This window comes from Pseudomonas sp. Irchel 3A7 (assembly GCF_900187565.1).
Lineage (GTDB): Bacteria > Pseudomonadota > Gammaproteobacteria > Pseudomonadales > Pseudomonadaceae > Aquipseudomonas.
This window is the reverse complement of the sequence record NZ_FYED01000021.1, coordinates 18266-41673: the sequence shown is the minus strand read 5'-3', so window position 1 is coordinate 41673 and position 23408 is coordinate 18266. Positions and strand designations below refer to the sequence as shown.

At 56.0% G+C, this 23408-nt stretch carries 35 protein-coding genes; 1 reads left to right on the top strand and 34 read right to left on the bottom strand.

Features of this window, described 5'->3' with window-relative positions; translation table 11 throughout:
* Window positions 1-7: 7 nt before the first annotated feature.
* From CKW21_RS28630 to CKW21_RS28620, 3 genes are all read right to left on the bottom strand, one after another.
* A complete protein-coding gene (locus CKW21_RS28630) occupies window positions 8-850 on the bottom strand; it encodes an AraC family transcriptional regulator (protein ID WP_095197175.1) in 843 nt (280 codons plus the stop codon).
* A 158-nt stretch (window positions 851-1008) separates the two neighbouring features.
* Window positions 1009-1524 carry a single-stranded DNA-binding protein gene (locus tag CKW21_RS28625; RefSeq protein ID WP_095197174.1) on the bottom strand — a complete coding sequence of 172 codons (516 nt, stop codon included), beginning with the start codon at window positions 1522-1524 and terminating at the stop codon, window positions 1009-1011.
* Window positions 1525-1533: 9 nt separating this feature from the next.
* Complete coding sequence (locus CKW21_RS28620) at window positions 1534-2931, bottom strand: MFS transporter (RefSeq protein ID WP_095197173.1); 1398 nt, start codon at window positions 2929-2931, stop codon at window positions 1534-1536.
* Window positions 2932-3122: 191 nt separating this feature from the next.
* Here CKW21_RS28620 and uvrA point away from each other — a divergent pair, with 191 nt between their 5' ends.
* Window positions 3123-5957: an excinuclease ABC subunit UvrA gene (gene uvrA / locus CKW21_RS28615; RefSeq protein ID WP_095197172.1), complete on the top strand. Its 2835-nt coding sequence runs from the start codon at window positions 3123-3125 to the stop codon at window positions 5955-5957.
* Between the two features lie 108 nt (window positions 5958-6065).
* Here the strand turns inward: uvrA and bfr are convergent, their stop codons facing one another.
* From bfr to tuf, 31 genes are all read right to left on the bottom strand, one after another.
* The gene (bfr, locus tag CKW21_RS28610; RefSeq protein WP_095197171.1) at window positions 6066-6530 is read right to left on the bottom strand and encodes a bacterioferritin; all 465 of its coding nucleotides are present in this window, start codon (window positions 6528-6530) and stop codon (window positions 6066-6068) included.
* Between the two features lie 148 nt (window positions 6531-6678).
* Window positions 6679-8133 carry a catalase gene (locus CKW21_RS28605; protein ID WP_095197170.1) on the bottom strand — a complete coding sequence of 485 codons (1455 nt, stop codon included), beginning with the start codon at window positions 8131-8133 and terminating at the stop codon, window positions 6679-6681.
* Window positions 8134-8341: 208 nt separating this feature from the next.
* A complete protein-coding gene (rplQ, locus tag CKW21_RS28600) occupies window positions 8342-8728 on the bottom strand; it encodes a 50S ribosomal protein L17 (protein WP_024778333.1) in 387 nt (128 codons plus the stop codon).
* Window positions 8729-8770: 42 nt separating this feature from the next.
* A complete protein-coding gene (gene rpoA, locus CKW21_RS28595) occupies window positions 8771-9772 on the bottom strand; it encodes a DNA-directed RNA polymerase subunit alpha (RefSeq protein WP_007924176.1) in 1002 nt (333 codons plus the stop codon).
* A gap of 22 nt (window positions 9773-9794) precedes the next feature.
* Entirely contained in the window at window positions 9795-10415 is a 621-nt protein-coding gene (gene rpsD, locus CKW21_RS28590) for a 30S ribosomal protein S4 (RefSeq protein WP_003176404.1), read from the bottom strand.
* An 18-nt stretch (window positions 10416-10433) separates the two neighbouring features.
* Window positions 10434-10823 carry a 30S ribosomal protein S11 gene (gene rpsK, locus CKW21_RS28585; RefSeq protein WP_002555466.1) on the bottom strand — a complete coding sequence of 130 codons (390 nt, stop codon included), beginning with the start codon at window positions 10821-10823 and terminating at the stop codon, window positions 10434-10436.
* Between the two features lie 30 nt (window positions 10824-10853).
* Entirely contained in the window at window positions 10854-11210 is a 357-nt protein-coding gene (gene rpsM / locus CKW21_RS28580) for a 30S ribosomal protein S13 (RefSeq protein WP_009045849.1), read from the bottom strand.
* A gap of 130 nt (window positions 11211-11340) precedes the next feature.
* Window positions 11341-11457, bottom strand: a complete 117-nt coding sequence (gene rpmJ, locus CKW21_RS28575; protein WP_002555468.1) for a 50S ribosomal protein L36 — start codon at window positions 11455-11457, stop codon at window positions 11341-11343.
* Window positions 11458-11484: 27 nt separating this feature from the next.
* Complete coding sequence (gene secY, locus CKW21_RS28570; RefSeq protein ID WP_007896784.1) at window positions 11485-12813, bottom strand: preprotein translocase subunit SecY; 1329 nt, start codon at window positions 12811-12813, stop codon at window positions 11485-11487.
* Window positions 12814-13251, bottom strand: coding sequence for a 50S ribosomal protein L15 (rplO, locus tag CKW21_RS28565; RefSeq protein ID WP_003228720.1), 438 nt, complete (start codon window positions 13249-13251; stop codon window positions 12814-12816).
* Window positions 13252-13254: 3 nt separating this feature from the next.
* Window positions 13255-13431 (bottom strand): 50S ribosomal protein L30, encoded by a 177-nt coding sequence (rpmD, locus tag CKW21_RS28560; protein WP_003176408.1) that lies wholly within the window; start codon window positions 13429-13431, stop codon window positions 13255-13257.
* Between the two features lie 2 nt (window positions 13432-13433).
* Window positions 13434-13934, bottom strand: a complete 501-nt coding sequence (gene rpsE, locus CKW21_RS28555) for a 30S ribosomal protein S5 (protein WP_003186035.1) — start codon at window positions 13932-13934, stop codon at window positions 13434-13436.
* Window positions 13935-13937: 3 nt separating this feature from the next.
* Window positions 13938-14288 carry a 50S ribosomal protein L18 gene (gene rplR, locus CKW21_RS28550; RefSeq protein WP_003186037.1) on the bottom strand — a complete coding sequence of 117 codons (351 nt, stop codon included), beginning with the start codon at window positions 14286-14288 and terminating at the stop codon, window positions 13938-13940.
* Window positions 14289-14298: 10 nt separating this feature from the next.
* Window positions 14299-14832: a 50S ribosomal protein L6 gene (rplF, locus tag CKW21_RS28545; protein WP_003176412.1), complete on the bottom strand. Its 534-nt coding sequence runs from the start codon at window positions 14830-14832 to the stop codon at window positions 14299-14301.
* Between the two features lie 12 nt (window positions 14833-14844).
* Window positions 14845-15237: a 30S ribosomal protein S8 gene (rpsH, locus tag CKW21_RS28540; RefSeq protein WP_003228724.1), complete on the bottom strand. Its 393-nt coding sequence runs from the start codon at window positions 15235-15237 to the stop codon at window positions 14845-14847.
* A gap of 209 nt (window positions 15238-15446) precedes the next feature.
* Window positions 15447-15752, bottom strand: coding sequence for a 30S ribosomal protein S14 (gene rpsN / locus CKW21_RS28535; RefSeq protein WP_003176414.1), 306 nt, complete (start codon window positions 15750-15752; stop codon window positions 15447-15449).
* A gap of 13 nt (window positions 15753-15765) precedes the next feature.
* Window positions 15766-16305 (bottom strand): 50S ribosomal protein L5, encoded by a 540-nt coding sequence (gene rplE / locus CKW21_RS28530; RefSeq protein WP_003210069.1) that lies wholly within the window; start codon window positions 16303-16305, stop codon window positions 15766-15768.
* A 20-nt stretch (window positions 16306-16325) separates the two neighbouring features.
* Window positions 16326-16640, bottom strand: a complete 315-nt coding sequence (gene rplX, locus CKW21_RS28525; protein WP_003186046.1) for a 50S ribosomal protein L24 — start codon at window positions 16638-16640, stop codon at window positions 16326-16328.
* 11 nt (window positions 16641-16651) lie between these two features.
* Window positions 16652-17020 (bottom strand): 50S ribosomal protein L14, encoded by a 369-nt coding sequence (rplN, locus tag CKW21_RS28520; protein WP_002555479.1) that lies wholly within the window; start codon window positions 17018-17020, stop codon window positions 16652-16654.
* A 23-nt stretch (window positions 17021-17043) separates the two neighbouring features.
* The gene (gene rpsQ, locus CKW21_RS28515; protein ID WP_003176419.1) at window positions 17044-17310 is read right to left on the bottom strand and encodes a 30S ribosomal protein S17; all 267 of its coding nucleotides are present in this window, start codon (window positions 17308-17310) and stop codon (window positions 17044-17046) included.
* A gap of 2 nt (window positions 17311-17312) precedes the next feature.
* A complete protein-coding gene (gene rpmC / locus CKW21_RS28510; protein ID WP_002555481.1) occupies window positions 17313-17504 on the bottom strand; it encodes a 50S ribosomal protein L29 in 192 nt (63 codons plus the stop codon).
* Window positions 17504-17917, bottom strand: coding sequence for a 50S ribosomal protein L16 (rplP, locus tag CKW21_RS28505; RefSeq protein ID WP_003228729.1), 414 nt, complete (start codon window positions 17915-17917; stop codon window positions 17504-17506). The genes rpmC and rplP overlap by 1 nt, the downstream gene beginning before the upstream one ends.
* A gap of 12 nt (window positions 17918-17929) precedes the next feature.
* A complete protein-coding gene (gene rpsC / locus CKW21_RS28500) occupies window positions 17930-18616 on the bottom strand; it encodes a 30S ribosomal protein S3 (protein WP_003176422.1) in 687 nt (228 codons plus the stop codon).
* A 13-nt stretch (window positions 18617-18629) separates the two neighbouring features.
* Window positions 18630-18962: a 50S ribosomal protein L22 gene (rplV, locus tag CKW21_RS28495; protein ID WP_003103908.1), complete on the bottom strand. Its 333-nt coding sequence runs from the start codon at window positions 18960-18962 to the stop codon at window positions 18630-18632.
* A gap of 11 nt (window positions 18963-18973) precedes the next feature.
* Window positions 18974-19249, bottom strand: a complete 276-nt coding sequence (rpsS, locus tag CKW21_RS28490) for a 30S ribosomal protein S19 (protein WP_002555486.1) — start codon at window positions 19247-19249, stop codon at window positions 18974-18976.
* Between the two features lie 16 nt (window positions 19250-19265).
* On the bottom strand, window positions 19266-20090 hold the full coding sequence (rplB, locus tag CKW21_RS28485) for a 50S ribosomal protein L2 (protein ID WP_003186055.1): 825 nt from the start codon (window positions 20088-20090) through the stop codon (window positions 19266-19268).
* A gap of 14 nt (window positions 20091-20104) precedes the next feature.
* Window positions 20105-20404: a 50S ribosomal protein L23 gene (gene rplW, locus CKW21_RS28480; RefSeq protein ID WP_002555488.1), complete on the bottom strand. Its 300-nt coding sequence runs from the start codon at window positions 20402-20404 to the stop codon at window positions 20105-20107.
* On the bottom strand, window positions 20401-21003 hold the full coding sequence (rplD, locus tag CKW21_RS28475) for a 50S ribosomal protein L4 (RefSeq protein ID WP_007924200.1): 603 nt from the start codon (window positions 21001-21003) through the stop codon (window positions 20401-20403). The genes rplW and rplD overlap by 4 nt, the downstream gene beginning before the upstream one ends.
* 12 nt (window positions 21004-21015) lie before the next feature.
* Window positions 21016-21651 carry a 50S ribosomal protein L3 gene (rplC, locus tag CKW21_RS28470; RefSeq protein ID WP_003186059.1) on the bottom strand — a complete coding sequence of 212 codons (636 nt, stop codon included), beginning with the start codon at window positions 21649-21651 and terminating at the stop codon, window positions 21016-21018.
* A gap of 80 nt (window positions 21652-21731) precedes the next feature.
* Window positions 21732-22043, bottom strand: coding sequence for a 30S ribosomal protein S10 (gene rpsJ, locus CKW21_RS28465; protein ID WP_003186070.1), 312 nt, complete (start codon window positions 22041-22043; stop codon window positions 21732-21734).
* Between the two features lie 156 nt (window positions 22044-22199).
* Window positions 22200-23393, bottom strand: a complete 1194-nt coding sequence (gene tuf / locus CKW21_RS28460) for an elongation factor Tu (protein WP_008018195.1) — start codon at window positions 23391-23393, stop codon at window positions 22200-22202.
* Window positions 23394-23408: the final 15 nt, after the last annotated feature.

The following is a 23408-nucleotide window of genomic DNA, read 5'->3' as shown; positions in this document are numbered from 1 at the left end:
TACCTCATCAAAGAAGTTCACTCCCCTCCCCCGTCAGGGACTTCATCCAGTCCCGTGGGCTGTAGCCCGTCTTGCGCCGAAACGCACGGGCAAGCGCCGAAGGACTTTCATAGCCAACCTCGTCAGCGATCAGCGTGATCGGTCGCCCTTCTCGCAAGCGTTTCTGCGCCAGACTGATCCGCCAACTCAGCAGGTAATCCGCCGGGGTCTGCCCCAGAACAGAGCGAAAATGCACCGCATAAGCGGCGCGGGACATGTTCGACTCATTCGCCAACTCTGCAACTGACCAGGGCCGTTGAGGTGCGTTGTGCATCTGTATCAGGGAGCGGGACAGTCGCGAGTCGGCCAGTCCGGCCATCATTCCCGTACTCAACTGATGGTGGTCGAGCAGATGCCGGAGCAGCAGGATGATCAACAGTTCGAACAAACGATCAAGCACGGCTTCCCTGCCGCAATGTCCGCCTGCCGCTTCACTGAACAACCATTTCAGCGTATCGGCCAACAGCGGCAACTCGTCCAGGGACAGCACCAGGAAATCGGGAAGCGATGCAGATATCGGGTTACTGGCGCCACCGTCAAACTCCAGCAATGCACACAACAATTTGGCGCCCTCGGACTCGTCTGCGATCAGTTGATGGCGGCTGGGACGAGGCAGAAAAATCAGACTGGGCCGGGCAAGCAGCATGTCGCCCGCCCCCGGAACTTTCAGTGTGAGGGTGCCTGCCTGCAGCAGGTGAACATGACCGCGCGGTTCGGCGCCATCGTATGACGATATTCCACAAAGCTTGCCGCTGAAGAACAGGTTCGCGCGCACGCCGAACTGGGACAGCAACGTAGACAGACGGTCCATGGGCAACCCGCGCTCAGAAATAGACGATTAGCATCATATTAGCGCGCGTTCTTGCTCCAGTTGCAGCCATTTGCAGCGGGCGCCCGGATGAAATGCTGACAACAAAAAGCCCGGCATCCTTACGGAATGCCGGGCCTTGTTTGGCTCGAAGCTATTTTTTAGAACGGGATATCGTCATCAAAGCTGTCGAAATCCGGAGCCGGCTGTGGAGCGGCCTGTTGTGGAGCCGGGCGCGACTGTTGTGGCGCCGACTGCTGTGGACGCGGAGCCTGCTGGCGTGGCGCGGACTGCTGGTAGTTATTGCCCCCGCCTTGCTGGTCGCCCTGCTGTGGACGGCCGCCCAGCAGTTGCATGGTGCCTTGCATGTCGACCACGATTTCGGTGGTGTAACGCTTGATACCGTCTTTTTCCCACTCGCGGGTCTGCAGCTTGCCTTCGATGTAGACCTGCGAACCTTTACGCAGGTATTCGCCGGCGATTTCTGCGACTTTGCCGAACATCGACACTCGGTGCCATTCAGTCTTTTCGACCTTCTGACCGGTTTGCTTGTCGGTCCACTGTTCGCTGGTCGCCAGACTCAGGTTGGTCACGGCGTTGCCGTTCGGCAGGTAGCGAACTTCAGGATCCTGGCCGCAAGTGCCGACCAATATGACTTTGTTAACCCCACGGGCCATTACGTTCTCCTAGGCTACGCACGCTGCCCCGGCCGGGTTGTTCACCAGGCTTTCAAGGGTGGTGCGATCCAATAGTTCGGTGTCCAATTTGATGTAAATGGCCGCCTCATCGGCGACTATCACTGCATCTGTTACCCCTACGACGGCCTTCAGGCGCTCGACCAGACCCGCTTCGCGGATCGCCTCGGGCGACAATGGCAAGCGCAGGCTTGTCACGTAGGGAGGTTCACGCATGGTAACAGCAAAGACCAGCCAGAGGGCAGCCAGACCGGCGCACCCCAGGAACACAACCGACAAACCGCCGTGCTGGAACAACCAGCCTCCGAGGATCCCGCCCAGTGCCGATCCAAGGAACTGGCTGGTGGAGTAAACCCCCATCGCCGTGCCTTTGCCGCCGGCCGGTGAAACCTTGCTGATCAGCGATGGCAGCGAAGCTTCCAGCAGATTGAACGCGGTGAAAAACACCACCGTCCCGATCACCAGAGCCCGCAAGCTGTCGCCGAACTGCCAGAAGAATAGCTCAGTGAGCATCAGCGTCACGACGGCGCCGAGCAGAACTCGTTTCATTTTGCGTCGCTTCTCGCCATAGATAATGAACGGGATCATGGCGAAGAAAGAAATCAGCAGTGCCGTCAGATACACCCACCAATGCTGCTCCTTGGGCAATCCGGCCTTTTCCACCAGTGCCAGCGGCAAGGCAACGAAGCTCGACATCAACATGGCGTGCAATACAAAAATGCCCAGGTCCAGACGCAGCAGGTCCGGATGCTTCAGCGTCGGTATCAACGCCTGGCGCGCGACGCCGGACTCCCGGTGCTGCAACGGGCCAGTGGAGCGCGGCACCATGAACATCACAATCACAATGCCGACCAATGCCATGCCGCCCGTGGCGAGAAACAACCCGGACAAGCCGAAAGCACGCGTGAGCAAGGGGCCGACAACCATCGCGACAGCGAACGACAGGCCGATTGTCATGCCGATCATGGCCATGGCCTTGGTTCGGTGCTGCTCACGGGTCAAGTCCGACAACAAGGCCATGACCGCGGCGGAAATCGCCCCGGCGCCTTGCAGGATACGTCCGGCGATCACACCCCAGATCGAGTCCGCGTTGGCCGCCAGTACGCTGCCGAGAGCGAAAACGACCAGGCCCAGGTAAATCACCGGGCGACGGCCTATGCGGTCGGAAATGAAGCCGAAAGGAATCTGGAAAATGGCCTGGGTCAGGCCGTAAGCGCCAATCGCCAGCCCGATCAGGGCCGGGGTCGCTCCCGCCAGGTCCATGCCATAGGTCGCCAGGACCGGCAACACCATGAACATGCCAAGCATACGGAAGGCGAACACCAGGGCCAGACCGCTCGCCGCGCGGGTCTCGCTGCCACTCATGCGTTCGCTGTGGGGATCGTGCATGGAAAAACCTCATGTGAACCGGCGGCGATTCTACCAGTCCCATCGATTGGCAGGGTATATCGCGACGCTTTGCCGCGTGCAGATGAAAGACCTTTCATCAAAGCCCGTAATGTCATCATTCGATAGTGTGCATCCATCCAGTATTTGGCCGTATACTCCTACGTTTTCGACGCCCGCCGAGCGAGGCCACTTTGGACAAGATCCTGATTCGTGGGGCCCGAACCCACAACCTGAAGAACATCGACCTGACCCTGCCACGGGACAAACTGATCGTCATCACCGGCCTGTCCGGCTCCGGCAAGTCGTCCCTGGCCTTCGACACACTGTATGCCGAAGGCCAGCGCCGCTATGTCGAATCGCTGTCGGCCTACGCCCGCCAGTTCCTGTCGATGATGGAAAAACCTGACGTCGACACCATCGAAGGCTTGTCGCCAGCAATTTCCATCGAACAGAAGTCGACCTCGCACAACCCGCGCTCGACCGTCGGCACCATCACTGAAATCTATGACTACCTGCGTCTGCTCTATGCGCGTGTGGGTATCCCGCGCTGCCCGGACCATGACATTCCGCTGGAAGCGCAGACCGTCAGCCAGATGGTCGACCTGGTCCTCGCCCAACCGGAGGGTAGCAAGCTGATGCTGCTGGCCCCGGTCATCCGCGAGCGCAAAGGCGAACACCTGTCAGTCTTCGAAGAGCTTCGCGCCCAGGGCTTCGTGCGTGCCCGTATCAACGGCAAGCTTTATGAACTGGACGAAGCGCCCAAGCTCGATAAACAGAAAAAACACACGATCGATGTAGTGGTCGATCGCTTCAAGGTGCGCGCCGACCTGCAACAGCGTCTGGCCGAATCCTTCGAGACCGCGCTGAAGCTGGCGGACGGCATCGCATTGGTGGCGCCGATGGACGATGAGCCGGGGGAAGAGATGATCTTCTCCGCGCGCTTCGCCTGCCCGATTTGCGGCCACGCGATCAGTGAACTCGAGCCAAAGCTGTTTTCCTTCAACAACCCGGCCGGCGCCTGCCCGACCTGCGATGGCCTGGGGGTGAAACAATTCTTCGACATCAAGCGATTGGTCAACGGTGAGTTGACCCTGGCCGAAGGGGCGATCCGCGGCTGGGATCGGCGCAACGTCTATTACTTCCAGATGCTCGGCTCGCTGGCCTCCCACTACAAGTTCAGTCTGGAAGTGCCGTTCAACGAACTGCCAGCCGATCAGCAGAAGAACATCCTGCACGGCAGCGGCTCGCAAAACGTCGATTTCAAATACCTGAACGACCGTGGCGATATCGTCAAACGCTCACACCCGTTCGAAGGTATCGTACCGAACCTGGAACGTCGCTACCGCGAAACCGAGTCGGCTTCGGTCCGCGAAGAACTGGCCAAGTTCCTCAGCACCCAATCCTGCCCGGACTGCCGTGGCACTCGTCTGCGACGGGAAGCACGGCACGTATGGGTCGGCGAGAAAACCCTGCCGGCAGTGACCAACCTGCCGATCGGCGATGCCTGCGATTACTTCGGTGAGCTGAAGATGACCGGCCGCCGTGGCGAGATTGCTGACAAGATCCTCAAGGAAATCCGTGAGCGTCTGCAGTTTCTGGTCAACGTCGGCCTCGACTATCTGTCGCTGGATCGCAGCGCAGATACGCTGTCCGGTGGCGAGGCTCAGCGCATTCGTCTGGCCAGCCAGATCGGCGCCGGCCTGGTTGGCGTTCTGTACATTCTCGATGAACCATCGATCGGCTTGCATCAGCGCGATAACGACCGATTGCTCGGCACACTCAAGCACCTTCGCGACATCGGCAACACGGTGATCGTGGTCGAGCACGACGAAGATGCGATTCGCCTGGCGGACTACGTGGTGGATATCGGGCCGGGCGCCGGCGTCCATGGCGGGCATATCGTTGCCGAAGGCACGCCTGCCGAGGTGATGTCGCATCCGGATTCCCTCACCGGCAAGTACCTCTCGGGCCGGGTGAAAATTGCCGTTCCGGCTAAACGTACGCCACGCAACAAGAAGCTGTCGTTGTCGCTCAAAGGCGCCCGCGGCAACAACTTGCGCAATGTCGATCTGGATATTCCGATCGGCCTGCTGACCTGCGTGACCGGTGTGTCCGGCTCGGGTAAATCGACGCTGATCAACAACACGCTGTTTCCATTGAGTGCCACGGCGCTCAATGGTGCTACGACGCTGGAAGCCGCTGCCCACGACAGCATCAAGGGCCTGGAGCATCTGGATAAAGTCGTCGACATCGACCAGAGCCCGATCGGTCGCACACCACGCTCCAACCCGGCCACCTACACCGGATTGTTCACGCCGATTCGCGAGCTGTTCGCCGGCGTGCCGGAATCCCGCTCCCGCGGTTATGGTCCCGGGCGGTTTTCCTTCAACGTAAAGGGCGGCCGCTGCGAGGCCTGCCAGGGCGATGGCCTGATCAAGGTGGAAATGCACTTCCTGCCGGACATCTATGTGCCTTGCGACGTCTGCAAGAGCAAGCGTTACAACCGTGAAACCCTTGAGATCAAGTACAAAGGCAAAAGCATTCACGAGACCCTCGAGATGACCATCGAGGAAGCCCGGGAGTTTTTCGATGCGGTGCCTGCCCTGGCGCGAAAGCTTCAGACGCTGATGGACGTGGGCCTTTCCTATATCAAGCTGGGGCAATCGGCGACCACCCTGTCAGGGGGTGAGGCTCAGAGGGTCAAGCTGTCCCGTGAGCTGTCCAAGCGGGATACCGGCAAGACCCTGTATATCCTCGACGAACCTACAACCGGTCTTCACTTCGCGGATATCCAGCAATTGCTAGACGTGCTGCATCGACTGCGCGACCACGGCAATACAGTGGTGGTGATCGAGCACAACCTGGATGTGATCAAGACCGCTGACTGGCTGGTGGACCTGGGGCCGGAAGGCGGCTCCAAGGGCGGTCAGATCATCGCCGTCGGTACACCGGAAGAAGTCTCCGAGATGAAGCAATCTCACACCGGGTATTACCTCAAACCGCTGTTGGAACGCGACCGGGCCTGACTCCAGTCCATGAAAAAGCCCCTGTCACTTCATCAGTGACAGGGGCTTTTTTGTGTCCGCTTGTAGGAGCAATGCTTGCTCGCGATAGCAGTTACGAATACTGCCGAATCAAGCGTGGGATTGCAGGTAGTTCTCGAGACCAATCAACTTGATCAGACCCAACTGCTTTTCCAGCCAGTAGGTGTGATCTTCTTCGGTGTCGTGGAGCTGTACACGCAGCATTTCGCGGCTGACGTAATCCTTGTGCTGCTCGCATAGCTGGATGCCTTTGCACAGTGCGGCACGGACCTTGTACTCCAGACGCAGATCCGCTTCGAGCATCTCCGGCACCGTGGTACCGATATCGAGATCGTCAGGGCGCATGCGAGGTGTACCTTCCAGCATCAGGATCCGACGCATCAGCGCGTCAGCATGACCTGCTTCTTCTTCCATCTCGTGATTGATTCGTTCGTAGAGCTTGGTGAATCCCCAGTCCTCATACATCCGCGAATGAACGAAATATTGGTCACGCGCGGCCAGTTCGCCGGTCAGCAACGTGTTGAGGTAATCGATAACGTCTGGGTGGCCTTGCATCGCCCTACATCTCCCTGCTTGAAAGTTATAGTTTGAACCAACCTGGCCATAACGTCACTCGGCAGACGCAATAAAAGCGAAGATAATCTGAGAAAAGCAGCTGAAATAACGCAAAAACCGCCCAATTAAGGGCGGTTCTGCTTCTCATTTAGACTTCGTTAAGCTGTACGTTGAGCAGCTTTGCGATTGCTTCTCCATACGCCGGGTCGGCCCTGAAGAAATGCTGCAATTGACGGTCGACGACGTCACTGGATACACCCGCCATCGCTCCAGCAATGTTGCCAACCAGCAACGCTTTCTGCTCGCCACTCATCAGGCGGAACAGCGCACCAGCGTGGCTGTAATAGTCCGTATCTTCGCGATGATCGTAGCGATCAGCCGCACCACTTAAAGCCAGTGCAGGCTCAGCGTAACGAGGTGCCTGCTTCGGCGAATCGACATAACTGTTCGGCTCGTAATTCGGCGCGGCGCCGCCATTGCTCCCAAACGCCATCGAACCATCGCGCTGGTAGCTGTTGACCGGACTCCGCGGGGCGTTCACCGGCAGTTGCTGGTGATTAGTGCCAACACGGTAGCGATGAGCATCCGCATAAGCGAACACTCGCCCTTGCAACATGCGGTCCGGCGACAAGCCCACGCCCGGCACCATATTGCTAGGGCCGAAAGCGGCTTGCTCGACTTCAGCGAAATAGTTGAGCGGATTGCGATTCAGCTCCAGTTCACCCACTTCGATCAACGGAAACTCTTTCTGTGACCAGGTCTTGGTGACGTCGAAAGGGTTCTCATAATGCGCTTCGGCTTGGGCTTCGGTCATGATTTGGATGCACACGCTCCATTTCGGGAAATCACCGCGCTCAATGGCTTCGAACAAATCGCGTTGAGCGTAATCCGGATCAGTACCGGCCAGGCGTGCAGCGTCTGCCGGTGCCAGATTCTTGATCCCTTGCTGAGTCTTGTAGTGCCATTTCACCCAGTGACGCTCGCCGCTGGCGTTAATCAGACTGTAGGTATGACTGCCGAAACCGTGCATGTGGCGGTAACCATCAGGGATGCCGCGATCCGAAAACAGGATCGTGACCTGATGCAGAGCCTCGGGAGAATGTGACCAGAAATCCCACATCGCCTGAGCGCTTTTGAGGTTGCTTTGCGGCAGACGTTTTTGGGTGTGGATAAAGTCGGGAAACTTCAGCGGATCACGGATAAAGAACACTGGGGTGTTGTTACCCACGATGTCCCAGTTGCCCTCTTCGGTGTAGAACTTCAACGCGAAGCCACGGGGATCGCGCTCGGTATCAGCCGAACCGCGCTCACCGCCCACGGTGGAAAAGCGCAGGAATGTTGGCGTTTGCTTGCCGACAGATTCGAACAGCCTGGCGCTGGTGTACTGGGTAATATCGCGAGTCACGGTAAACGTCCCGTAGGCACCCGAACCTTTGGCATGCACACGACGCTCAGGGATGTTTTCACGGTTGAAGTGAGCCAGTTTCTCGATCAAGTGGAAGTCATCGAGCAGCAGCGGACCACGAGGGCCAGCGGAGCGGGAGTTCTGGTTGTCGGCGACAGGAGCGCCACTGGCGGTGGTAAGCGTTTTATTCTGGCTCATGCGATCTCTTCCTTTGTCAGTCTTGAACTGCCGGCTAAACGGCTGAAAGGAAGTATTGATGATCTACATGACACGTTCTAATTCATTAGATCATCTAAATCGATAGAGAATACCTAATAGAACTCTGCGGTATCCAACATGCCTCACTTTTCTAGCGCGCGCAAAAAACCGGGCACTAAGGCCCGGTTCTTCGTTTCAGACTGACGTCTTACTCAGCGGATACAGCTTCACCGCCAGTAGCACGATCAACCAACTCGACGTACGCCATAGGCGCGTTGTCGCCAGCGCGGAAGCCGCACTTGAGGATGCGCAGGTAGCCACCCTCACGGGTAGCGTAACGCTTGCCCAGGTCGTTGAAGAGCTTGCCAACGATAGCTTTCGAACGAGTACGGTCGAAAGCCAGACGGCGGTTAGCCAGGCTGTCTGTCTTGGCCAAAGTGATCAGCGGCTCAGCAACGCGACGCAGTTCTTTAGCTTTTGGCAGAGTAGTTTTGATCAGCTCGTGCTCGAACAGCGACACCGCCATGTTCTGGAACATGGCCTTGCGGTGCGAGCTGGTGCGGCTGAGGTGACGACCACTTTTACGATGACGCATGGTTCATTCCTTACCAAACACTACGTTCGGTGATTACGACGATCAGGCAGTCGCCTTGTCGTCCTTCTTAAGACTTGCAGGCGGCCAGTTGTCGAGGCGCATGCCGAGGGACAGACCGCGGGAGGCCAGAACGTCCTTGATTTCAGTCAAGGATTTCTTGCCAAGGTTCGGAGTCTTCAACAGCTCTACTTCGGTACGCTGAATCAGGTCGCCGATGTAGTAGATGTTTTCCGCCTTAAGGCAGTTAGCCGAACGTACAGTCAGTTCCAGATCGTCAACCGGGCGAAGCAGGATCGGATCGATCTCGTCTTCCTGCTCGATTACCACTGGTTCGCTGTCACCTTTGAGGTCGACGAACGCAGCCAACTGCTGTTGCAGGATGGTTGCAGCGCGGCGGATTGCCTCTTCAGGATCCAGAGTACCGTTGGTTTCCAGATCAATAACCAGCTTGTCCAGGTTAGTACGCTGTTCGACACGGGCGTTTTCCACCACGTATGCGATACGGCGAACCGGGCTGAACGAAGAGTCAAGCTGCAAGCGACCAATGCTGCGGCTTTCGTCTTCATCGCTCTGACGCGAGTCGGCCGGTTCATAACCACGACCACGAGCTACTACGAGCTTCATGTTCAGGGCGCCGTTAGACGCCAGGTTAGCGATTACGTGATCGGGATTAACGATCTCGACATCATGATCCAGCTGAATATCGGCAGCGGTAACCACCCCCGAACCCTTCTTCGACAAGGTCAGCGTAACTTCGTCTCGACCGTGCAGCTTGATAGCCAGACCTTTAAGGTTCAACAGGATTTCAATTACGTCTTCCTGTACACCTTCGATGGCGCTGTACTCGTGGAGCACACCGTCAATCTCGGCCTCGACTACTGCACAGCCGGGCATGGAGGACAACAGGATGCGGCGCAGCGCGTTGCCCAGGGTGTGGCCAAAGCCACGCTCGAGAGGCTCGAGCGTGATCTTGGCGCGGGTTGGACTGACAACCTGCACATCAATGTGGCGGGGTGTCAGGAACTCATTTACCGAAATCTGCATGGATGCACCTATTTTCTAGCCCTTACTTGGAGTAGAGCTCGACAATCAGGCTTTCGTTGATGTCGGCGGACAGATCACTGCGAGCTGGAACGTTCTTGAAAACGCCCGACTTCTTCTCAGTGTCTACTTCTACCCATTCTACGCGGCCACGTTGGGCACACAGATCGAGAGCTTGGACAATGCGAAGTTGGTTTTTTGCTTTCTCGCGAACAGCAACCACGTCACCAGCACGAACCTGGTAGGACGGAACGTTAACGGTTTGACCGTTTACGCTGATCGACTTGTGCGATACCAGCTGACGGGATTCGGCACGAGTCGAACCAAAGCCCATACGGTATACAACGTTGTCCAGACGGCATTCGAGCAGTTGCAACAGGTTTTCGCCGGTTGCACCTTTCTTGCCAGCAGCTTCTTTGTAGTAGCCGCTGAACTGACGCTCGAGAACGCCGTAGATACGACGGACCTTTTGCTTTTCACGCAGCTGGGTGCCGTAATCGGACTGGCGACCGCGGCGTTGGCCGTGGATACCAGGTGCTGCTTCAATGTTGCACTTCGATTCGATCGCGCGCACGCCGCTCTTCAGGAAGAGATCGGTGCCTTCGCGACGAGCGAGTTTGCATTTTGGACCAATGTAACGAGCCATTCTTTACAATCTCCTGGATTACACGCGGCGCTTCTTCGGCGGACGGCACCCGTTGTGCGGGATTGGCGTCACGTCGGTGATGCTGGCGATCTTGTAGCCACAGCCGTTCAAAGCGCGGACTGCGGATTCACGACCTGGACCTGGACCTTTGACGTTGACGTCGAGGTTTTTCAGGCCGTATTCCAGCGCAGCTTGACCAGCACGTTCTGCAGCTACTTGAGCAGCAAACGGGGTGGACTTGCGGGAACCGCGGAAACCCGAACCACCGGAGGTAGCCCAGGAAAGAGCGTTACCTTGACGGTCGGTAATGGTCACGATGGTGTTGTTAAAAGATGCATGGATGTGGGCGATGCCATCAACCACTGTCTTTTTAACTTTTTTACGAGGACGAGCAGCAGGTTTTGCCATGATTAAATTCCTGTCGATTCGCTGGGGCGATTACTTGCGGATCGGCTTACGCGGACCTTTACGGGTACGCGCGTTGGTCTTGGTACGCTGACCGCGTACTGGCAGACCACGACGATGACGCAGACCGCGATAGCAACCGAGGTCCATCAAGCGCTTGATTTTCATGTTGATTTCGCGACGCAGGTCACCTTCAGTGGTGAACTTCGCCACTTCGCCACGCAGCTGTTCAATTTGCTCGTCGCTCAGATCTTTGATCTTTGCTGCTGGGTTTACCCCAGTCTCTGCACAAATTTTCTGTGCAGTAGTGCGACCAACACCATAGATGTAGGTCAGCGAGATAACAGTATGCTTGTTATCTGGAATGTTAACGCCTGCAATACGGGCCATTCAGTGGGACTCCAATTGACAGCTACCTACGCCCCGGAAGCCAAGAAATAGGGCGCGAGATAATATCGCTGTAATAACAAATAATCAACCCGGCAGCGCACTAGCTGCCGGGCTTGAAGCACAATCACACTCAGCCTTGGCGCTGTTTGTGACGCGGTTCCGCGCTGCAAATTACTCGAACAACACCTTCGCGGCGAATAATCTTGCAGTTACGGCACAGCTTTTTCACCGATGCACGAACTTTCATCACCAACTCCTCGAACCTTATGGGTACTCAGCGCAACATGCCGCTGCCGTAACCCTTCAGGTTGGCTTTCTTCATCAGGGATTCGTACTGGTGCGAAACGAGGTGCGATTGTACTTGGGACATGAAGTCCATCACAACCACGACGACGATCAGCAACGAGGTCCCGCCAAGGTAGAACGGAACGTTTGCTGCAACCACCAGGAACTGGGGCAACAGGCACACGGCCGTCATATATAGAGCACCGAACAGGGTCAAACGAGTCAGAACGCCATCAATATAGCGTGCAGACTGCTCACCTGGACGAATGCCCGGAATAAAGGCACCGGACTTCTTCAGGTTTTCCGCTACGTCTTTCGGATTGAACATCAACGCCGTATAGAAGAAGCAGAAGAAAATAATCCCTGCACTAAACAGCAGAATATTCAACGGCTGACCAGGAGCGATCGACTGCGAGATGTCCTGCAACCAGCCCATACCTTCAGACTGACCGAACCAGGTACCCAACGAAGCCGGGAACAGCAAGATGCTGCTCGCGAAAATAGCCGGAATAACGCCGGCCATGTTCACCTTCAGCGGCAAGTGGCTGGTCTGCGCAGCGAAGACCTTGCGGCCCTGCTGACGCTTGGCGTAGTGAACAGCAATACGACGCTGACCACGCTCAATGAACACCACGAAACCGATAATCGCTACTGCCAGCAAACCGATGGCAACCAGGGCAAAAATGTTGATATCACCCTGACGTGCAGACTCGAAAGACTGCCCAATCGCTCTCGGAAGACCGGCGACGATACCTGCGAAAATCAACATCGAGATACCGTTGCCAACACCACGCTCAGTAATCTGCTCACCCAGCCACATCATGAACATCGCACCAGCCACAAAAGTGGATACCGCGACGAAATGGAAGCCAAAGTCACCAGTGAACGCAACGCCCTGCCCCGCCAGACCAATGGACATGCCAATGGCCTGGACGAGAGCCAGGACTACAGTGCCGTAGCGGGTGTACTGAGCGATCTTGCGACGCCCAGCTTCACCTTCCTTCTTCAACTGCTCCAGCTGCGGGCTGACGGCGGTCATCAGTTGCATGATGATCGATGCCGAAATGTACGGCATGATCCCCAGTGCAAAAATGCTCATCCGCTCCAGCGCGCCGCCGGAAAACATGTTGAACAAGCTAAGAATGGTCCCCTCATTCTGTCGAAACAGGTCCGCGAGTCGGTCCGGGTTGATACCTGGAACCGGGATGTGTGCGCCTATTCGGTAGACGATAATCGCCAGGAACAGAAAACGCAGACGAGCCCAGAGTTCAGACATACCGCCTTTGCCGAGCGCAGAGAGAGCACCTTGCTTAGCCATTTATTCCTCGAACTTGCCGCCAGCTGCTTCGATAGCCGCACGCGCACCTTTGGTGGCGCCGATTCCCTTTCCGATGGTTACAGCGCGAGTCACTTCGCCGGACAGCATGATTTTCACACGCTGCACGTTGACGTTGATCACGTTGGCATCTTTCAAGGACTGCACGGTGACGATGTCGCCTTCCACTTTAGCCAGCTCGGACAGACGCACTTCTGCGCGATCCATGGCCTTCAGGGAAACGAAACCGAACTTCGGCAGGCGACGATGCAGCGGCTGTTGACCGCCTTCAAAGCCTGGAGCAATGGTGCCACCGGAGCGGGAAGTCTGACCTTTGTGACCACGGCCACCAGTCTTACCCAAACCACTACCGATACCACGGCCCGGACGATGCTTTTCGCGACGGGAACCCGGCGCTGGACTCAGATCATTGAGTTTCATCGATTAACCCTCGACACGCAGCATGTAGTAAGCCTTGTTGATCATCCCGCGGTTCTCGGGAGTATCCTGGACTTCTACAGTGTGACCGATGCGACGCAGACCCAGACCCTTAACGCACAGTTTGTGGTTAGGGATGCGGCCGGTCATGCTTTTGATCAGCGTAACTTTAACGGTAGCCATGATCAGAAGATCTCCTTGACGCTTTTGCCACGCTTGGCGGCAATGGATTCAGGAGACTGCATTGCTTTCAAACCCTTGAAAGTGGCGTGAACCACGTTTACCGGGTTAGTCGAGCCGTAGCACTTGGCCAGAACGTTCTGAACGCCAGCAACTTCGAGAACGGCACGCATTGCGCCGCCTGCGATGATACCGGTACCTTCAGAAGCAGGCTGCATGTACACCTTCGAAGCGCCGTGAGCGGACTTCATTGCGTACTGCAGAGTGGTGCCGTTCAGATCAACCTGGATCATGTTGCGGCGAGCAGCTTCCATTGCCTTCTGGATCGCAGCAGGCACTTCACGCGACTTGCCACGGCCGAAGCCAACACGCCCTTTACCATCACCAACCACGGTCAACGCGGTGAAAGTGAAGATACGGCCGCCTTTAACGGTTTTGGCTACGCGGTTAACTTGAACCAGCTTCTCGATGTAGCCTTCGTCGCGCTTTTGGTCGTTATTTGACATAACTTAGAACTCCAGCCCAGCTTCACGAGCAGCATCAGCCAGCGCTTTAACGCGGCCGTGGTACTTGAAGCCAGAGCGGTCGAAAGCCACCTGCGAGACGCCAGCGGCCTTAGCACGCGTAGCGACCAGCTGGCCAACCTTAGTGGCCGCGTCGATGTTGCCAGTGGCGCCATCACGCAGTTCTTTATCCAAAGTCGAGGCGCTTGCCAGGACTTTGTTGCCGTCGGCCGAAATGACCTGGGCGTAGATGTGCTGCGAAGAGCGGAACACGCAGAGACGCACGACTTCGAGTTCGTGCATTTTCAGGCGTGCTTTGCGAGCGCGACGCAGTCGAGTAACTTTTTTGTCGGTCATTTGCTATGCCCTACTTCTTCTTGGCTTCTTTACGACGGACGACTTCGTCCGCGTAGCGCACACCTTTGCCTTTGTACGGCTCTGGTGGACGGAAGTCGCGGATCTCGGCGGCCACTTGACCTACCAGCTGCTTGTCGATGCCCTTGATCAGGATATCGGTCTGGCTAGGAGTCTCAGCGGTGATGCCTTCCGGCAGTTCGTAATCCACTGGATGCGAGAAGCCAAGAGCCAGGTTCAGCACTGTGCCTTTTGCTTGCGCTTTGTAACCAACACCGACCAGCTGGAGCTTGCGCTCGAAGCCTTGGCTTACGCCTTGGACCATGTTGTTAACCAACGCACGAGTGGTACCAGCCATTGCGCGAGTCTGTTGATCGCCATTGCGAGCAGCGAAACGCAGCTCACCAGCTTCTTCAACGATCTCAACGGACGAATGGATGTTCAGTTCGAGAGTGCCCTTGGCACCCTTCACCGAAAGCTGTTGGCCTGCGAATTTTACTTCGACGCCGGCTGGCAGCTTAACGGGGTTCTTAGCGACGCGAGACATGCTTATCCCCCCTTAGAACACAGTGCAAAGAACTTCGCCGCCGACACCGGCAGCGCGCGCAGCACGATCAGTCATCACACCCTTGTTGGTGGAGACGATAGACACACCGAGACCGCCACGAACTTTCGGCAGATCTTCGACGGACTTGTACTGACGCAGGCCTGGACGGCTAACGCGCTTCACTTCTTCGATAACCGGACGGCCTTCGAAGTATTTCAGCTCGATAGACAGCAGTGGTTTGGTTTCGCTGCTGATCTGATAACCCGCGATGTAACCTTCGTCCTTCAGGACTTTGGCAACAGCTACCTTCAACGTGGAAGATGGCATGCTTACGACGGACTTTTCAGCCATCTGGGCATTACGGATTCGAGTTAGCATGTCCGCTAACGGGTCCTGCATACTCATGGGCTAGACGCTCCTAATACAGAAAAATTAGCCTTGCGGCTACTACGTGTCGCCGAGAATCTCCGAGCGTAAAAAACACGGGCTCAGGCGAGCCGGGTATTCTAGACACACCCCAGAAATGAATCAAGCCCCAAAAGGGGCTTGATCCAGATTCAAGGCCACCGGCGGTCAGGATCTTGCGAGCCTGACCTCCGAGACTTTGACAGTACTTACCAGCTGGCTTTAACCAGACCTGGTACGTCACCACGCATTGCCGCTTCACGCAGTTTGTTACGGCCGAGGCCGAACTTGCGGTAAACGCCGTGTGGACGACCGGTCAGGCGGCAGCGGTTACGCATGCGCGAAGCGCTAGCGTCACGTGGCTGCTTTTGCAGAGCAACTGTAGCTTCCCAACGCGCTTCTGGACTTGCGTTCAGATCAACGATGATTGCTTTCAGTGCTGCACGCTTTTTGGCGTACTTGGCAACCGTGAGCTGACGCTTCAGCTCGCGGTTCTTCATGCTCATCTTGGCCATTTTCCTACTCCAATCAGTTGCGGAACGGGAATTTGAAAGCGCGCAGCAGAGCGCGACCTTCATCATCGTTCTTGGCAGTGGTGGTCAGGGTAATGTCCAGACCGCGGAGAGCATCGATCTTGTCGTAGTCGATTTCCGGGAAGATGATCTGCTCTTTTACGCCCATGCTGTAGTTGCCACGACCATCGAAGGACTTGGCATTCAGGCCGCGGAAGTCGCGAACCCGTGGCAGGGAGATCGACAGCAGACGATCCAGGAACTCGTACATACGCTCACGGCGCAGGGTCACTTTGACGCCGATCGGCCAACCTTCACGGACTTTAAAGCCAGCGATGGATTTGCGAGCGTAGGTCACAACGACTTTCTGGCCGGTGATCTTTTCCAGGTCAGCAACAGCGTGCTCGATGACTTTTTTGTCGCCGATCGCTTCGCCCAGACCCATGTTCAGGGTGATTTTGGTAACGCGCGGAACTTCCATCACGTTCGAAAGCTTAAGTTCTTCCTTAAGTTTCGGTGCGATTTCCTTCCGGTAAATCTCTTTTAGTCGTGCCATGGTCTTCTACCTAGCAGTGTTCAAGCATCAACCGCTTTTTGGGTCGACTTGAAGACACGAATTTTCTTACCGTCTTCTACTTTGAAACCAACGCGGTCAGCCTTGTTGGTTTCGCCGTTGAAGATGGCGACGTTAGAAGCGTGCAGTGGCGCTTCTTTCTCGACGATACCGCCCTGTACGCCCGACATCGGGTTAGGCTTGGTATGACGCTTGACCAGGTTCAGACCACCAACAACCAGACGGTTGTCAGCAAGAACCTTCAGCACCTTACCGCGCTTACCTTTGTCTTTGCCGGCGATCACGATGATCTCGTCGTCACGACGAATCTTTTGCATGTCGGATCTCCTTACAGCACTTCTGGGGCGAGCGAGACGATCTTCATGAACTTCTCAGTACGAAGCTCACGGGTCACTGGCCCAAAGATACGGGTGCCGATCGGCTCTTGCTTGTTGTTCAGAAGAACAGCAGCGTTGCCATCAAAGCGGATAATGGAGCCATCTGCACGGCGAACGCCGTGACGAGTGCGGACTACAACAGCAGTCATCACTTGGCCTTTTTTCACCTTACCGCGAGGAATTGCTTCCTTGACGGTAACTTTGATGATGTCACCGATACCAGCGTAACGACGATGGGAGCCACCCAGCACCTTGATGCACATAACGCGGCGAGCGCCGCTGTTATCGGCCACATCGAGCATGGATTGAGTCTGAATCATATAATTTCTCCGACCCCTAGTCCTTAGACTTCCACAGCGCGTTCGAGAACATCAACCAGCGCCCAAGACTTGGTCTTGGCCAAAGGACGAGTTTCACGAATAGTGACTTTGTCGCCGATGTGGCACTGATTGGTTTCGTCGTGCGCGTGCAGCTTAGTCGAACGCTTAACGTATTTACCGTAGATCGGGTGCTTAACGCGACGCTCGATCAGAACGGTGATGGTTTTGTCCATCTTGTCGCTGACAACACGGCCAGTCAGCGTACGGACAGTTTTTTCGGCTTCAGCCATGATTACTTACCTGCCTGCTGGTTGAGCACAGTCTTCACGCGAGCGATGTCACGCTTAACTTGCGAGAGCAGATGAGACTGCCCCAACTGGCCAGTTGCTTTCTGCATGCGCAGATTGAACTGGTCGCGCAGCAAGCCGAGCAGTTGCTCGTTCAGCTGCTGTGCGGATTTTTCACGAAGTTCATTCGCTTTCATCACATCACCGTCCGTTTAACAAAGGAGGTGGCGAGCGGCAGCTTTGCAGCAGCCAGGGCGAAAGCCTCACGCGCCAGCTCTTCAGAAACACCCTCGATTTCATACAGGACTTTGCCTGGCTGAATCTGGGCAACCCAGTATTCGACGTTACCCTTACCTTTACCCATCCGAACTTCGAGTGGCTTCTTGGAAATAGGCTTGTCCGGGAATACACGGATCCAGATCTTGCCGCCACGTTTTACGTGACGGGTCAGAGCACGACGCGCTGACTCGATCTGACGAGCGGTGAGACGACCACGAGCTACAGACTTCAGCGCGAACTCGCCGAAGCTGACTTTGCTACCGCGCAATGCCAGGCCACGGTTGTGACCGGTCATTTGCTTGCGGAACTTCGTACGCTTTGGTTGCAACATTTGGCGTACCCCTTACTTAGCAGCTTTTTTACGAGGCGCTGGTGCTTGTGGTTTCAGCTCTTCTTGGCGACCACCAATTACTTCGCCTTTGAAGATCCAAACCTTTACACCGATCACACCGTAAGTGGTGTGAGCTTCGTAGTTGGCATAGTCGATGTCGGCACGCAGGGTGTGCAGTGGCACACGACCTTCGCGATACCATTCAGTACGTGCGATTTCAGCACCGCCGAGACGACCGCTCACTTGGATTTTGATGCCTTTGGCACCAATGCGCATTGCGTTCTGTACGGCGCGCTTCATAGCACGACGGAACATTACGCGACGCTCCAGCTGCTGAGCTACGCTCTGCGCAACCAGCATACCGTCGAGCTCCGGCTTGCGGATCTCTTCGATATTGATGTGCACAGGCACACCCATTTGCTTGGTCAGGTCCTGACGCAGTTTCTCAACATCTTCACCTTTCTTCCCGATAACGATACCTGGGCGAGCGGTGTGGATGGTGATACGTGCAGTTTGGGCCGGACGATGGATATCGATACGGCTTACGGACGCGCTTTTTAGTTTGTCTTGGAGATACTCACGCACCTTCAGATCAGCGAACAAGTAGTCCGCATAAGTCCGACCGTCTGCGTACCAGACGGAGGTGTGCTCCTTGACGATTCCCAGGCGAATGCCAATGGGATGTACTTTCTGACCCATCTCTTCGACTCCGTTACTTGTCAGCAACCTTGACAGTGATATGGCAAGACCGCTTGACGATGCGATCAGCACGGCCTTTGGCACGTGGCATGATGCGCTTCAGCGAACGCCCTTCGTTGACGAAAACGGTGCTGACCTTCAGGTCATCAACGTCTGCGCCTTCGTTATGCTCGGCGTTGGCTACGGCCGACTCCAGCACTTTCTTCATGATCTCGGCGGCTTTCTTACTGCTGAAAGCCAACAGGTTGAGCGCTTCGCCCACCTTCTTCCCGCGGATCTGGTCGGCGACCAAGCGGGCTTTCTGGGCGGAGATTCGAGCGCCCGACAACTTAGCGGCTACTTCCATTTCCTAACCCCTTAACGCTTGGCTTTCTTGTCTGCCACGTGCCCGCGATAAGTGCGGGTACCGGCGAACTCGCCCAGTTTGTGGCCGACCATGTCTTCGTTCACGAGAACTGGGACGTGCTGACGACCGTTGTGTACTGCGATGGTCAGACCGACCATTTGTGGCAGGATCATCGAACGGCGCGACCAGGTCTTAACTGGTTTGCGATCGTTCTTTTCCGCCGCCACTTCGATCTTCTTCAGTAGGTGAAGATCGATAAAAGGACCTTTTTTCAGAGAACGTGGCACTGTCGTATCCCTCTATTTACTTGCGACGACGGACGATCATTTTGTCGGTACGCTTATTACCACGAGTCTTCGCGCCCTTAGTCGGGAAGCCCCATGGCGATACCGGATGACGACCACCAGAGGTACGACCTTCACCACCACCATGTGGGTGGTCAACCGGGTTCATGGCAACACCACGAACGGTTGGGCGAACGCCACGCCAGCGTTTGGCACCAGCTTTACCCAGCGAACGCAGGCTGTGCTCGGAGTTCGAGACTTCGCCCAGGGTCGCGCGGCATTCAGCCAGCACTTTACGCATCTCACCAGAACGCAGACGCAGGGTCACGTAGACACCTTCACGAGCGATCAGCTGAGCCGAAGCACCAGCGGAACGAGCGATCTGAGCGCCTTTACCTGGCTTCAATTCGATGCCGTGTACGGTGCTACCAACTGGAATGTTACGCAGTTGCAGAGCGTTGCCCGGCTTGATCGGTGCCAGAGCACCTGCGATCAGCTGGTCGCCAGCACTCACGCCTTTAGGGGCGATGATGTAGCGACGCTCGCCATCTGCGTACAGCAGCAGAGCGATGTGAGCAGTACGGTTTGGATCGTATTCGATACGCTCGACAGTGGCAGCGATGCCATCTTTGTCGTTGCGACGGAAGTCGACCAGACGATAATGCTGCTTATGACCACCACCAATGTGACGAGTGGTAATACGGCCATTGTTGTTACGACCACCAGACTTCGATTTCTTCTCGAGCAGCGGTGCGTGAGGAGCGCCTTTATGCAGCTCCTGGTTGACCACCTTGACCACAAAACGGCGGCCAGGGGAAGTCGGTTTGCATTTAACGATTGCCATGATGCACCCCTTCCTTACTCAGCACTGCTGCTGAAATCGAGATCTTGGCCTGGCTGAAGGGAGATAACTGCCTTCTTCCAGTCATTACGCTTGCCCAGACCGCGAGCAGTGCGCTTGCTCTTACCCAGAACATTCAGGGTAGTAACACGCTCTACTTTCACGCTGAACAGGCTTTCGACGGCCTTCTTGATTTCCAGCTTGGTTGCATCAGTAGCAACCTTGAAAACGAACTGGCCTTTCTTGTCTGCCAGAACCGTAGCCTTCTCGGAAACGTGCGGGCCAAGCAGAACTTTAAATACGCGTTCCTGGTTCATCCCAGCAGCTCCTCGAATTTCTTCACGGCCGACACGGTGATCAACACCTTGTCGTATGCGATCAGACTAACTGGATCGGAACCTTGCACATCACGTACATCTACGTGCGGCAGGTTGCGAGCAGCCAGGTACAGGTTCTGATCAACAGCGTCCGACACGATCAAAACGTCGGTCAGGCTCATGTTGTTCAGCTTGCCCAGCAGGTCTTTGGTTTTCGGCGTTTCAACGGCGAAATCCTGAACCACGACCAGACGATCAGTACGCACCAGCTCAGCAAGGATGGAACGCATTGCTGCGCGATACATCTTCTTGTTCAGCTTCTGGGAGTGATCCTGAGGACGAGCTGCGAAAGTGGTGCCGCCGCCACGCCAGATTGGGCTACGGATAGTACCGGCACGAGCACGGCCAGTACCTTTCTGACGCCATGGGCGCTTGCCGCCACCGGAAACGTCGGAACGGGTCTTTTGCTGCTTGCTACCCTGGCGGCCGCCGGCCATGTAGGCCACGACTGCTTGGTGAACCAGCGTCTCGTTGAATTCGCCGCCAAATGTCAGTTCGGAAACTTCGATCGCTTGAGCGTCATTTACATTTAATTGCATGTCAGCTTCCCCTTAACCGCGAGCCTTGGCTGCTGGACGTACAACCAAGTTGCCGCCAGTAGCGCCAGGAACAGCGCCCTTGACCAACAACAGATTGCGTTCAGCGTCCACGCGCACTACTTCGAGGGACTGCACGGTCACGCGCTCAGCGCCCATATGACCGGACATTTTTTTGCCCTTGAATACACGACCAGGAGTCTGGCACTGGCCGATAGAGCCTGGAACGCGGTGGGATACGGAGTTACCGTGGGTGTTATCTTGCCCGCGGAAGTTCCAACGCTTGATCGTACCCTGGAAGCCTTTACCTTTGGACTGACCGGTTACATCAACCAGTTGACCAGCGGCGAAGATTTCAGCGTTGATCAGATCGCCGGCCTGGTACTCGCCTTCTTCAAGGCGGAATTCCATTACGGTACGACCAGCGGCAACGTTCGCCTTGGCGAAGTGGCCAGCCTGAGCTGCTGTTACACGCGAAGCACGACGCTCGCCGACAGTGACTTGCACTGCACGATAGCCATCGGTCTCTTCAGTTTTGAACTGGGTGACGCGATTCGGCTCGATCTCAATGACCGTGACCGGAATGGAGACACCTTCTTCGGTGAAAATACGGGTCATACCGCATTTACGACCGACTACACCAATAGTCATGTTGTAAACCTCATGAGTGTACGGGGCTTTCACCCGCTATGGCCGCCCATTTCAGAGCGTTACACGACTAAGACCGAGTCTTAGCCGAGGCTGATCTGCACTTCCACACCGGCCGCAAGATCAAGCTTCATAAGTGCATCAACGGTTTTATCCGTTGGCTGGACGATATCCAGAACGCGCTTATGAGTACGGATCTCGTACTGGTCACGCGCGTCTTTGTTGACGTGCGGGGAGACCAGAACGGTGAACCGCTCTTTACGGGTAGGCAGTGGAATTGGACCACGCACTTGAGCACCAGTACGTTTCGCGGTTTCCACGATTTCCTGGGTGGATTGGTCGATCAGGCGATGGTCGAAAGCCTTCAACCTGATACGGATTTGCTGATTTTGCATTGGATTTCAGACTCCGGCTGCTATTCCCACCGGGCGCAATACGCCCGTTAAAAGGAGGCGCAATTCTATAGACGCCCCAGATAGGTGTCAACCCAATAAAAAAGCCCCCGCTGAGCGGGGGCTTTTTCAAAACATCAAAGCTCACTCGAAAAGAGTTTACTCGATGATTTTAGCTACAACGCCAGCACCAACGGTACGGCCGCCTTCACGGATAGCGAAGCGCAGACCGTCTTCCATTGCGATGGTTTTGATCAGGGTAACAGTCATTTGAATGTTATCGCCTGGCATTACCATTTCAACGCCTTCTGGCAGCTCGCAGTTACCGGTCACGTCAGTAGTACGGAAGTAGAACTGTGGACGGTAGCCTTTGAAGAACGGAGTGTGACGACCGCCTTCTTCCTTGCTCAGAACGTAAACTTCTGCGGTGAACTTGGTGTGCGGCTTAACCGAACCTGGCTTAACCAGAACCTGGCCACGCTCAACGTCGTCACGCTTGGTACCACGCAGCAGAACGCCACAGTTCTCGCCAGCACGACCTTCGTCGAGCAGCTTACGGAACATCTCAACACCGGTGCAGGTGGTGGTGGTGGTGTCACGCAGACCAACGATTTCCAGTGCATCTTGAACGCGAACGATACCGCGCTCGATACGACCAGTCACAACAGTACCGCGACCGGAGATCGAGAATACGTCTTCGATTGGCATCAGGAATGGCTTGTCGATAGCACGCTCTGGCTCTGGGATGTAGGTATCCAGAGTTTCAACCAGCTTGCGAACAGCGCTGGTGCCCATTTCGTTATCGTCTTTGCCTTCCAGCGCCATACGAGCCGAACCGATGATGATCGGAGTGTCGTCGCCTGGGAAGTCGTAGGTGCTCAGCAGGTCGCGAACTTCCATCTCAACCAGTTCCAGCAGCTCTGCGTCGTCTACCAGGTCAGCCTTGTTCAGGAAAACCACGATGTACGGAACGCCTACCTGACGGGACAGCAGGATGTGCTCACGGGTTTGTGGCATCGGACCATCAGCGGCCGAGCAAACCAGGATCGCGCCGTCCATCTGGGCAGCACCGGTGATCATGTTCTTCACGTAGTCAGCGTGACCTGGGCAGTCAACGTGAGCGTAGTGACGAATGTTCGAGTTGTACTCGACGTGCGCGGTATTGATGGTGATACCACGAGCTTTTTCTTCTGGAGCGCTGTCGATCTTGTCGAATTCAACTACGGCCGAACCGAAAACTTCGGAGCAGACGCGAGTCAGAGCAGCGGTCAGAGTGGTTTTACCGTGGTCAACGTGACCGATAGTGCCAACGTTGACGTGCGGTAGGGAACGATCAAATTTTTCTTTAGCCACGACAATTAACTCCTT